Genomic DNA, 11,783 nt, shown 5'->3' with positions numbered 1-11,783 from the left:
ACTGAATTAGAATTTTTTCTACTTATCCGGTGTTTTGCCAGCAATCTGAAGGGAGTTTGACCCCGGGCCTATAGAGTTTTTTTGCTTGCTCGCAGTAAACCCTTAATAGACCCTGGCTATCAGGCGCAGCACTTTTTATATTTTTTCCCGCTGCCACAAGGGCAAGGATCATTTCGGCCCGGCACTTTTTCCAGTACTGTGGTTTTGGGCGTACCCTTCAACAGTTGCAGGGCAGAGGTATCCTCTGCGGCTTCTTCATCCACGTGAATCTGGCAAAACCAGCCATTCTCCAGAAACTCTTGTTCCAGCTCAGCCCGGCGCTCTTCGGTCTGCACAGTAAGAACGGCAGGGTTCTTTTCTGTTCCGAGACGGGCTTGTTTTTTACCGTCGAAAACCCGGTAAGCCTGTTTATCGTCAATTTGAAGATTGGTCTGGGTATAAAATTTGCCCATTTGATCACCTGTTAAGCTGGAAAATGTTGACCTCTCGGAACGAGAGCAAAAGGGAAATGCAAAACCGGAGCAGTTTACTGGAAGTGCCCGTCATTAGCCACCGACCAATTCTTTCCGGCATGAGAATTGCCTTATTAATGTCATATAAATTATTCACAATAAATCTGTTGTCATAATAATCAGGCAAGGAGCATCAGAATGAAGTATTTTTCACGCCGCGCGGTAAAACCCGGCGACCTCAACCCTGCATACCGACTGTTTGGTGGCACACTGCTGGCCTGGATTGATGAGGAAGCCGCTATCTATGCTTCCTGCAAAATGGGCCCGGGCAAATTGCTGGTGACCAAATATATGTCAGAAATCGACTTTGTCAGCTCCGCCGCCTGCGGTGATATTCTGGAGTTCGGTATTGAAGTGGTCAGTACCGGTAAGACCTCACTGACCATCTGTTGTGTGGTACGCAATAAGGTCACCCGACAGGTGATTATCGTCGTTGATCGTATTGTGTTTGTCTGTGTTGACGAAATGGGCAATCCGACTCCGCACCGTATCAGGGCAGAGAAGGAGTCAGAAGTGCCGGAAATGGCTTGATGCTGTGAGTAAGTGTGCACCAGTGCATGGTTCAATGAGTTTGACGTGTACAAACTCCGTTCACCCTGAGCGAAGTCGAAGGGTGCTTGGCACGATCTATCAGAGTTCGGAGTTTCCGCCTTTAGGCCCTATGGGTCCTTCGACAGGCTCAGGACGAACGGAGTGCGGAGGCACGAAAACCCATCAAACCCATCGAAACCATGCACCAGTGGCGCCCTTCACCCACAAACGATTCAGTGATTTGCCGGAGCAGTCTTAAGCTGAACAGAGGGCTTCACCGCAGTGGCAAACATCACCTGACCATTCTGGATCACTTCTGCCAACAGCTCATAGTTGCTGCCCGGATTCACCAGTTCAGGTGCATAGTGGACCACATAATCCACTACATCCACCGCCCTGCCTACCCGGATTCGCTCAATGCCAATGATGCCAGCCGGGTCATCGGGCATGGCGCTATCTTGCAGAACCACAATAATTTCAGAGCCTGGTGCAAAAGTGCCTTCACTGGCAGTAATCTGACCGCTCACATTGGCTGATTCGGTCACGTAGGTCAGTTCCTGGTCACCGCTTGCGCTGTTCAATACCAGTCCATGTTCTTTTATGGTGATATTGTCCAGTTTTGGGAACATTGCCAGATACTCTGCTTCACTGGTCATCAATGGTGGCGGGCAGGCCATTCGGTTGCTCCCCATTGAGGTAAAGTGAATTTTATGGCTGGCAACCTGGTAGTTGCCAAAGTAGCGGTTACAAGGTGCCTGGCCACCAATGCGTCCATCCAGGGCCGTGGCAGGGCGAAGCTCCATGGTGACTCTCGGGCCCGATGCCGGCTGACCGTTCATTGTCGTCAATACCCAGGTTTTGTTCTCAACCAACCGGGGCTCAACACTGGTCAGCTTGTGGGAGCTGCACCCGAACAGGGCAGCACCTGCAACCAAAACAATACAAGAGTGGATCAACCTTTTCATGTCATACTCCAGCAACGGGAATAAAGATAAACTTGCAGGCTGTCGGACTTAAGCGTGGGTGGTAAGTCTGAGTTCAGGAGACTCCTGCGGGACAGCCATCAGCGATAACCTGTAGAGGGTGACTGCCTGGGGCAGATGACCTTGGCAAAAATACCCTTTGATCAGCCAGCAAAGCAGAAACTGATAGTGTTAAAGTAGTCGATCATCAGGTATTGCCGCCATTCTAATTTTCCACCCGAACCTGGTCCCAGGGAGGCTGTCCGAGACTACATTCAGGATGAGCTGATAATTCCCATGCATCAGGGCATAAGATTCAGTATGATCAGCAGCACTGGCTCCCATTAGAAACCGCTTTATGGCTCCGAAATCTACCGCAGGAAACCAATTGATCAACCGTGGCTACAGCCTGGCTGAAGAGATTGCCAACAGTATTACTCACGGTCTGGGGGCTCTGCTCAGTGTCGCCGGTCTGACACTACTGGTCACCTATGCCGCCCATCAGGCTGATGTCTGGCGGGTGGTCAGTTTCAGCATCTACGGCAGCACCCTGATTCTGCTGTTTCTGGCCTCTACGCTTTACCACAGTTTTCAACATCCAAAAACCAAGCGCGTCTTCAAGATACTGGATCACTGTTCCATCTATCTGCTGATTGCCGGAACCTACACGCCTTTTCTTCTGGTTAGCATGAGAAGTGTGACTGGCTGGATTCTTTTTGCTGTCATCTGGACCCTGGCCGCATTAGGCATTATCTTCAAGGCGGTGTTTGGGGCCAGGTATAAAAAACTGTCGTTAACCACGTACATTCTGATGGGCTGGCTGGTTCTGGCAGCCTCCAAAGAGCTGGCAGAGAACTTATCAACCAATGGCATATACTGGCTGGTTGCCGGTGGATTGCTTTATACCGTTGGCGTGATCTTTTATTTATGGAAAAAGCTGCCTTTCAATCACGCAATCTGGCATCTCTTTGTATTAGGTGGGTCGGCCTGTCACTTCTTTTCGGTTTTATTCCATGTATTACCGCCAGCCTGAAGAAAAATAAATTTTTTTTAGCTTCTCTGGAAACTATTTGGCGATTACTCAATCAAAACCATCACATCATTTCGATGAGTTTGATGTGTACAATCTCCGTTCACCCTGAGCGTCTTTCGACTCCACTCAGGGTGAATGGAGCCTTGAGGTCTATGCAGGAGCCTGTCAATTGCATCGAAACCGTGTACTGGTAATAAAGCACTTTTTGAAGATACTGGTTTATGATCCCCTTGAACGAGCCCTCATCCGGCTATACTGCTCCGAAAACAGACATCGCTCTGAAAGACGAAGTTATTTCTCCATGTAAGCAAACAGCAGATTCCAGTGGCCATCTGGTCAAACAGGTTCCACCAATATCTTCTCCCCTGAAACAAGGTCCGTCATTGTCCTCCAATGGCCGAAAACCATTTCATGAAAAAACAAGGCTACACAGAGCCAGGCTTCCCATTATTCAAATTAAGGCCAGTGGGCCGTCAGGCAAGCCTGCCTCACAAATGCCAGAACTGACATCACCCGGTCGGCGTACGCCGCTTAATTCTCCTTCTGGCAAGAGTAGTAACCCCTTTTATAAACCAACGCCGGAACTTATGGCCACACTGTTAAAATTGGCTGGTATCCCCTCTTCCGTTTACCAGAGACAATACCCACCAGTATCCACTGTTGACACCGTTCGTGTGGGTGACGAGACAACCTGTGAACAAACCAAAAAGACGGTTGAAGATATTATTGCCTCCTATAAGTTACTTGAGGATAGAGGTTTTAAAAAATTTCTGGCAGCGGAAAGCCTGAGAGAGGAAATGTTTAATAAAGATCATTTTATGTGGAATAGACCGGGCTCTCTGCTGGAAATTGTTGTCCAGTATGCTTTCCGGTTTGACCCTGTTCTCAAAAATATATCGTTTTCTGGAGCGCATGGATATGTGCTCACATATCTTGACCATGAAATCTTAACAGTGCATCAACCGATAAGAACAGAACATATTCAGGAGTCTGAGAAGTTTAAACCGATTGAAGTCAAATACACCTGTAATGGCAGACCCATCATTCAACAACAGGCAACCAGAGGCTGTACTTACGCTGCCGCAGCAATGCTGTTACATCAACATCACCGCACCTTTTCGGTAAGTGCCTTACAGTCAACCAACCTTGGCGATGACAGGCTGATACGTCGAACATTATCTACTGCTGGCCTGACCCCGATTAAAACCCGGTGTTCAAATCTTGAAAAACTGGCCAATGCGGTTAATAAGCGTGGGTCTGCAATAGTCTCCGTAGGCAGATGCAAATCGGGAGGACACGTCATTATTGTTGATGCGGTTACAGACAAGTCTGTTCTTATTCGAGACCCATACCACGGTTGGGAAATCGAGATCAGCCGGGGTGCTTTTGAGAATTCCTGGGTAAGGGACGCCATTCAGGTGAAACAGCTGATAGAAAACTGATAAATTCCCGGTTTCAGAAAGTCCGGGCTACTGGAAAAACCAATAGCCCGGAATGATATTAACGATTGCCGTTATTATCACGACGCGGACGACGATCGCCACCACGGCCACCTTCACGACGGGCACCGCCTTCACGGCGACCACCTTCGTAGCGACCACGACCACCATCACGTCGGCCACGGCGCTCTGTCTGAGGCTCGTCACCGGTCCACAGTTTCAACTCCATTGGCCGGTTGCGAATCCTGGCACCTTTCAGGGCTTCAATAACGCTCTTGTCCATTCCTTCTGGCAGATAGACTGACGAGCAGTTATCAAACAGTCGGATATGGCCAATGCTCTGTCCGGAAATTTTGCCTTCATTGGCAATGGCACCCACCAGGTCACCGGGGTTGATGCCCTGGTCGCGACCCAGTTCGACACGGTAACGGACCATGCCATCATTGTTGCGTTCACGGCCACGCTCACCACGTCTTTCGCCATCACGACGTCTTTCGCCACGATCACGGCCTTCACGACGGGGCTGCTCCGGTTCTTTGGCATCCGGGAACGGGCGTTCTTTCTGGGCCATAAAGCAGAGCGCTGCTGCCATATCTTCATAGCTCAGGGCATTTTCCTGCTCAAGCTCGGCAACAATCTCACGGAATACATCCAGCTCTTCGCCCATGTCCATTGCTTTGACGACATCTTCCTTGAACTGACGGATACGAATATCACGCACGTCACTCATGGAAGGCAAGCGCATGGTATCAATACGCTGTCGTGTAGCACTTTCGATGGCACGAAGCATCCTGCGCTCACGATGGGTAGCAAACAGGATCGCAGTGCCCTGACGGCCAGCACGCCCGGTACGGCCAATTCGGTGAACGTAGGCTTCTGTATCGTACGGGATATCGTAGTTCACTACGTGGCTCATACGCTCAACATCCAGGCCCCTGGCCGCTACGTCGGTAGCAATCAGAATATCCAGGGATTTTTTCTTGAGACGATCCACCACTTTCTCTCGCAGTGCCTGACTCATATCGCCATTCAGCGCCGCCGCAGCGAAACCACGGGCTTCCAGTTTTTCCGCCAGTTCAACCGTGGCGGTTTTGGTGCGCACGAAAATGATCATGGCATCAAATGATTCCACTTCCAGAATCCGTGTCAGGGCATCCAGCTTGTGGAAACCGCTGACCATGCAGACCTTCTGGGTAATGGTGTCAACCGTCGCCGTTTTGGCTTTGATCTCCACCGTAGCAGGCTCTTTTAAGTGAGTATCTGCAATTTTGCGAATCTGGTAAGGCATGGTGGCAGAGAACAGGGCCACCTGACGGTCAGCGGGCGTCTGCTCCATGATCCATTCGATGTCATCCACGAAGCCCATGCGCAGCATTTCATCCGCTTCATCCAGAACCACGGTTTTCAGGCTATCCAGCTTCAGGCTTTCACGGCGCAGATGGTCCATGACCCGGCCCGGCGTGCCCACAATCACATGGGCTCCACGCTGAAGGCTGCGCAACTGGCCGCGCATATCCTGACCACCGTAAACGGGCAGCACATGGAATCCTTTCATGTGACGGGCGTAGCGTTGAAAGGCTTCTGCCACCTGTATAGCCAGCTCACGGGTCGGCGTTAAGACCAGAACCTGCGGATCGCGCTGTTTCAAATCAATGGCTGACAGCAATGGCAATGCAAATGCGGCGGTTTTACCGGTACCGGTCTGCGCCAGACCCAGAAGGTCACGACCTTCCAGCAGGTGAGGGATACTTTGTGCCTGGATGGGTGACGGGCTCTCATAGCCGACATCCTGAACAGCCTTGATTACCGCTTCCGACAGGGGCAGGTCCGCAAAAGTCATTGCGTTGTTGGTATCAGTCATTTGATACTCCGTAAATTCATTCTTTGCCATAAAAATGCCGCCATTTTGCTGTCAAAAGCTGTCAGGATCAGACGGCATTTGATCGTCCGGTAAACCGGCTCATAGTGCTGGCGACGTTTGGAGCAAACAGAAATAGGATGGCAGTACACTTTTCCGACGCTGTTCCAGTAGCATTCGGAAAATTTGCAGCCATGGACTTCCTGGTGCCGCTATCCGGAACACCCCTCTGATCGAATACAGAAAGACGTTACCGAATCGCCTGTGAGGTCCACGACTGCGTTTGGAGAGGCTTGATGAACAAGCTTGGCCTGCATTGGCAGAGGATAATAAGATCTATTGATCTTCCAGTGGCTGAGCTCTTGATTGTCATAGACTTTCAAAAGAGCGGACAGTTGCCGGATTAAATGCAGGAAACGAAGTGCCAGGACTTCCCAACAAACCCCTGTGTCCATAAGAAGGACTGCACATGGGGATAGAAAAAGGTCTGCTAGTCTAGCGTGTTTTTTAGACAGTGAATACTGTTTTTATCCCTGAATGAACTAGGGGATTATCACATCCATGGATATTACCCCAATCGTTTCAGGCTACGGCAGTGCACGGCCCCGGGCACTTACATACAACTGATACCACTGCTCACGACTTAACTGAATAGTCTCAGCCTCGCTACAGGCCCTGATACGCTGGGCATTTGTTGTGCCAATCACCGGCTGGATACCTGCGGGGTGGCGCATCAGCCAGGCCAGCACAATAGCCTCTCTGGAAACACCCAGCTGCTCTGCAAACGTTTTGACCAGCCCAGCCGTTTTCTGAATAGACTCAGGCTCACCATGAGTATCTTTCCCGGTGAACACACCGTTGCTCAGGCAGCCCCAGGCCTGCAGCTGAATATTGTGGCCGCGACAATATTCAACAGTGCCCGGGGTAAAGCTGACCGCCTGCCCTTCCGGGTGATTGAACAGCACACCTTCATCCAGCCAGTCCAGATGGGCCAGGCTCATCTGCAACTGGTTGACCACAATAGGTTGATCAAGGAATGACTGAAGGTATTTGATCAGGTGGCCATTCATATTTGACACGCCAAAATGCTTGACCTTGCCATCTTTCTGCAGCTGATGAAACGCCCCGGCAACCTCCTCTGGCTGCATCAGCGGATCCGGTCTGTGCAGCAGCAGAAGGTCCAGATAGTCGGTGTTTAAACGGGCAAGACTCTTTTCCACACTGTGCAGAATCCAATCCCGGGAGAAGTCGTAGCGATTGGGAATGCTCCCTTCGGCGAAGCGAATGCCGCACTTGCCTTGCAGGAATATCTTCTCCCTCAGCTCCGGCCGATCACCCAGCACGCCACCAAATACCTGCTCAGCCTTACCAAAGGTATAGATATCGGCGTGGTCAAAGCAGTTGATGCCGCTCTCCAGGGCACTATCGAGAAACTGGTGCGCCTGCATCATATGATCTTTTGAAACCGGGTTATTATCCCAGCCTCCACCCAACCCCATACAGCCGGCGGCGATTCTGCTGGCTTCAGGTAGGAAAATAGTCAGGGGAATTTGATTCATAAGACTCCAACCCAATCGGGTTACTTATTATATGGTGCAGACATAGTAACATTGATTCACTCAAAGGTACTTTACCATTTCATAAGTCAGTACTGCGTGGCTATTGCCGGAAAATTCCTTGGCAAATACCTGCCCGGGATCCAGCTCACCATGATGAAGCGACTTAATAAATTCTGACATACGAGCCCCTTTCGGGATAACCGGATCATCACGATGGTTCAGTGACACGATGTAAACCTTACGATCGATCAGTTTACGCATAGGGGCTTCAGCATCCAGATTCCCACCTATCAGCCACCCCAGAAAATTGGCAAGCCGGGGCCGGTCTGGCATGACAACTCTTGGCGCTGTGGTAAACGAGTCATGGGACAGTAACTCGACCCTTGAATCATCCTGCCCTCCCCTGGCTTCAAGGTGTCTGGCAAGCGAGACGGTTGCCACACCTCCGCCCAGAGAAGTCCCAGCGACGTAGACATACTCAAAATTTTCCAACGCATAGCCCAGGGCCGCAGCACCGTCCTGAACAACGGTTTCATAGGTTGAGAAAGGCAGATAACCCGACAACCCATCGCTCTGGTTTAACCCCGTCCCCCTATAGTCATAAAGAATGACCGGGCATTTTTTTTCTGACTGTATTCGTCCGGGTGCTGACCCCGGATGAAGACAACCTCTACCCAGCAGCTGTGAAAGAACCATACCATTTGGATTGTGATAAAGAATGCATTGACTATTATTCGGGTCCCAGTCGGGAGGATAACAAATCACACCCTGCAATATGCCCGAATCATGTTTAATCGGGAGCGGCTCAAACCAAAAGCCATGGGTATTGTTTGCCTCACAGGCTTCCTTAACAATCTCACGACTTTCCTGTAAGCCCGGAAATTTCGCCAGACACGGAAACTTGTCAGGAAAAGTCTTGCCAAGCCATGGAAACACTTGCGATCGCACCAGGGCAATACCAACAACCTTGGCAACCCCCAGCCGGTTTTCAATCATCCAATGAAAAGGCGTCAGGACAACCGCAGATCTTGATAAAATTGAATAGCAGGTTCCGGGGACAGAACAAATAAGATCCTTAGCCCGGGATAAATAACTATCAGGCTCGACGGATTCAGCAGAACGAGCCCCCATGCACGACTTTTGGTCATTATCAGGGCATGCTTCCTTCGTCCGACTCCTTAACCAGGGTGATTCATAAGCGTATCGATCAGCAATAGTTCCGTAAGTCATTACAGCCTCTTTATTCTAATTCTGAGTATCGATTCAGAAAAATCATTGTTGCAGTTAGAAGACAGAAAAGCGGCCATGCCCTGCCAGGCCAACTTAAAACGTTGAATATCCCGTCACTCCCGGAAGATGAAAAAAAGATAATTCAAGGTCGAAAAGCCGTTACCTTAGTAGCACTTCAAAAGCAACATCAACTGAACTTTTCTTTTCCAGACGAAACTGTTTCAGTTCTTCTAACGTGTAGCCGAAATCACTACAGCCAACGGGCAGTCTGTCCGTTTGTTGACCATGATCAATAAAGGCAGCAATGTGTCTAAAAGAAGAGCGTTCAAGTATTTTCGGATCACCTTCAGCAACGTATTTCCTGAGCACTATCAACTGTGCTGGGGGCATTTTTTCCTTGGTTCTCATTCCTTTTGAAAGAAAATTCTGAAATGATTTCGATGATAGGGGAACCAGAACTCTTGCGGAAAAGGCATCAATTCGGGCTGATATAGCATCAGCCGAACCCAACCCAATACTTTTTTTACTTAACTTTCTATCTGCAGTTAACTGAACTATCGTGCAGTCAGCGCCCTCGGAATCCACCTTGCCCACTACTTTTACAATATCGTTCTTTATCAGAAAATCCAGGCATCCTTTGTTTCCTTCAAGGTCCTTGATCAGCACCAATTTTTTTATATGTTGATCTTCATTAAAATCAGGATCGGTATAGCTGCGTACCAGCTGAGAATAACTGGAAAATCGTATTGAGCACTGCATAAACCTTTCGCCATTTTCCAGCTTTAATCTAAGGCCGCAAGAACCATCACGATGGGTAAATTGCTTAGGTAGCACCTTGTAAGTTTTACCATCAGTAGCGCACACATAGTCGTAGGTAGTCGGCCTGGCAGGAATACTGGCCGATCTGTCAGCGATGTTAACCGGGTTTGGTGTGCTGCCTGCACCTGGCGGATCATCAGGAATACTCATGCGGCTGAGTGATGCTTGCAGATCCGCTACTCTGCTGTCATCACTTGAACCGGGATTGAGAGAACTTGTCTGTGGATGTACCGGAAGCTGATCGGAAGAACTCGTTATTGGATTCATGTTAAAGCACCCATCACTAAGTTGCTGCGTGGCACAAGTTAGTCGGGTTTCATTAAAATAAGTTCCCTCTACACGTTATGTTCGACTTTATTCAATAAATTGATTTGGTAGTGTACTGGTCATCGTTTCGATGAGTTTGATGGGTTGTCGTGCCTCCGCACTCCGTTCGTCCTGAGCCTGTCGAAGGCCCCATAGGGCCTAAAGGCGGAAACTCCAGACTCTGATAGATCGTGCCAAGCACCCTTCGAATCCGCTCAGGGTGAACGGAGATTGTACACGTCAAACTTATTGAAACCGTGTACTACCCCCCCATCTGAGAAAGGTTATCCGTGCCACCCGTCCAGCCCTGCTCAAGGAAATGACTGTCGTCTTTAAGCTGCAGGGAATCACGAATTCGAGCCACCAGCACTTCCTGCTGATCATCGCTGTGCAGAAGGTCTCTCAGATCAATGCCGGACTCAGCAAACAGACAAAGCTGGAGCTGCCCCAGACTGGTCACCCTCAGTCGATTACAGTCGTTACAGAAGTCCTTGCTGTAAGGCATAATCAAGCCAACCGTACCTTCATAATCACTGTGGCAATACTCCTGGGCAGGCCCGGCGTCGGCCAGACGCATTTTTCTTACCCAGCCGCGCGCCAGGAGCAGTTCCTGAATCTGTTTTCCGGGGAAGTGGTGCTTCTGGAAAAAATCCTGATTGTTCCCGGTTTGCATCAACTCGATAAAACGAAAAGAGACGGGATAATCCCGGATCCAGCCAAGAAAGACATCAAGTTCATCATCATTAATGCCTTTCATCGCCACCGCATTCACCTTGATGGATGGCAGACCATGGTCAAATGCCTGTTGAATACCGGCCAGAATTTCCCGCAGCCGGTTGTGGCCGGTAATCAGCTCAAAGGCCCGGGGGTCAAGACTGTCGACACTGACATTGATGGCATCAATACCCGCATCCAGCCAGTCCATAACCCGCTGGTCCATTTTGTAGCCGTTGGTGGTCATGGCCAGCTTCTTTATGCCGGGGATCTGCTTGATGGTTCTGACAATGTCGGAAAAGTCCTGACGTAAGGTAGGCTCCCCCCCGGTCAGGCGAATTTTTTCCACACCGACCGCAGCAAAAGCCATTACCAGACGACGTATTTCGTCAATGGTCAGTGCTTCACTGTGATGATGGTCAAGGCAGCCGTCTGGCAAACAGTAATTGCAACGAAAGTTGCACAAGTCTGTGACTGACAGTCGCAAGTAAGGGAATTTCCGTCCCTGACGGTCCTGCAGCTCTGGTAAATTAGAATGCATAGAACACCTTTCCAATCGCGGGAGGCTGCAAAGTTTCTTTTACAGCCCTGGCAGCCAGTGATACGCACTCTGGCTGCGGCTTCCAGTCCATAGGATCATACCCATTAGGTACCGAAGCTCGGCGCTCGCTTGTTAATTCAGTTTAATCACTACGTTAAACAACCTCATTTGACTGTTAAAAAAAAATTCCCGGGAGATCGTTTTATCAACAGCCCAGTGAATCCTACCTGCTTATTTCTCGAAAAACCATGCTATCAGGTACTATTGTTTTATTGGATT

At 49.7% G+C, this 11,783-nt stretch carries 10 protein-coding genes and 1 riboswitch; of the genes, 3 read left to right on the top strand and 7 right to left on the bottom strand.

Going from position 1 to position 11,783, the window contains the following annotated elements; translation table 11 throughout:
• Positions 1–119 precede the first annotated feature (119 nt).
• Positions 120–452, bottom strand: coding sequence for a PBPRA1643 family SWIM/SEC-C metal-binding motif protein (locus tag ACO6UX_RS19790; protein WP_422450071.1), 333 nt, complete (start codon positions 450–452; stop codon positions 120–122).
• A gap of 198 nt (positions 453–650) precedes the next feature.
• On the opposite strand from ACO6UX_RS19790, the gene ACO6UX_RS19785 reads away from it, so the two are divergent.
• On the top strand, positions 651–1,043 hold the full coding sequence (locus ACO6UX_RS19785; RefSeq protein ID WP_422450070.1) for an acyl-CoA thioesterase: 393 nt from the start codon (positions 651–653) through the stop codon (positions 1,041–1,043).
• A 233-nt stretch (positions 1,044–1,276) separates the two neighbouring features.
• Here ACO6UX_RS19785 and ACO6UX_RS19780 read toward each other — a convergent pair whose 3' ends face one another.
• Positions 1,277–2,008 carry an META domain-containing protein gene (locus ACO6UX_RS19780; RefSeq protein ID WP_269675536.1) on the bottom strand — a complete coding sequence of 244 codons (732 nt, stop codon included), beginning with the start codon at positions 2,006–2,008 and terminating at the stop codon, positions 1,277–1,279.
• A 355-nt stretch (positions 2,009–2,363) separates the two neighbouring features.
• Here ACO6UX_RS19780 and trhA point away from each other — a divergent pair, with 355 nt between their 5' ends.
• Together trhA and ACO6UX_RS19770 are read left to right on the top strand one after the other, a co-directional pair.
• Complete coding sequence (gene trhA / locus ACO6UX_RS19775; protein WP_422450069.1) at positions 2,364–3,038, top strand: PAQR family membrane homeostasis protein TrhA; 675 nt, start codon at positions 2,364–2,366, stop codon at positions 3,036–3,038.
• Between the two features lie 494 nt (positions 3,039–3,532).
• A complete protein-coding gene (locus ACO6UX_RS19770; RefSeq protein WP_422450068.1) occupies positions 3,533–4,480 on the top strand; it encodes a cysteine peptidase family C39 domain-containing protein in 948 nt (315 codons plus the stop codon).
• A gap of 58 nt (positions 4,481–4,538) precedes the next feature.
• Here the strand turns inward: ACO6UX_RS19770 and ACO6UX_RS19765 are convergent, their stop codons facing one another.
• The 5 genes from ACO6UX_RS19765 to moaA form a co-directional block, all read right to left on the bottom strand.
• Positions 4,539–6,338 carry a DEAD/DEAH box helicase gene (locus tag ACO6UX_RS19765; RefSeq protein ID WP_422450067.1) on the bottom strand — a complete coding sequence of 600 codons (1,800 nt, stop codon included), beginning with the start codon at positions 6,336–6,338 and terminating at the stop codon, positions 4,539–4,541.
• A gap of 584 nt (positions 6,339–6,922) precedes the next feature.
• Positions 6,923–7,894, bottom strand: coding sequence for an aldo/keto reductase (locus ACO6UX_RS19760; protein WP_422450066.1), 972 nt, complete (start codon positions 7,892–7,894; stop codon positions 6,923–6,925).
• Between the two features lie 60 nt (positions 7,895–7,954).
• Complete coding sequence (locus ACO6UX_RS19755) at positions 7,955–9,124, bottom strand: hypothetical protein (RefSeq protein WP_422450065.1); 1,170 nt, start codon at positions 9,122–9,124, stop codon at positions 7,955–7,957.
• Between the two features lie 159 nt (positions 9,125–9,283).
• The gene (locus ACO6UX_RS19750; protein WP_422450064.1) at positions 9,284–10,210 is read right to left on the bottom strand and encodes a hypothetical protein; all 927 of its coding nucleotides are present in this window, start codon (positions 10,208–10,210) and stop codon (positions 9,284–9,286) included.
• A gap of 301 nt (positions 10,211–10,511) precedes the next feature.
• On the bottom strand, positions 10,512–11,504 hold the full coding sequence (gene moaA / locus ACO6UX_RS19745) for a GTP 3',8-cyclase MoaA (RefSeq protein WP_422450063.1): 993 nt from the start codon (positions 11,502–11,504) through the stop codon (positions 10,512–10,514).
• Positions 11,493–11,640: riboswitch (molybdenum cofactor riboswitch) on the bottom strand. It overlaps the preceding gene by 12 nt.
• Between the last annotated feature and the right edge of the window lie 143 nt (positions 11,641–11,783).

The organism is Endozoicomonas sp. ALB091 (assembly GCF_049310265.1).
Classification (GTDB): Bacteria; Pseudomonadota; Gammaproteobacteria; order Pseudomonadales; family Endozoicomonadaceae; genus Endozoicomonas.
This window is presented reverse-complemented; position numbering and strand designations above follow the sequence as displayed.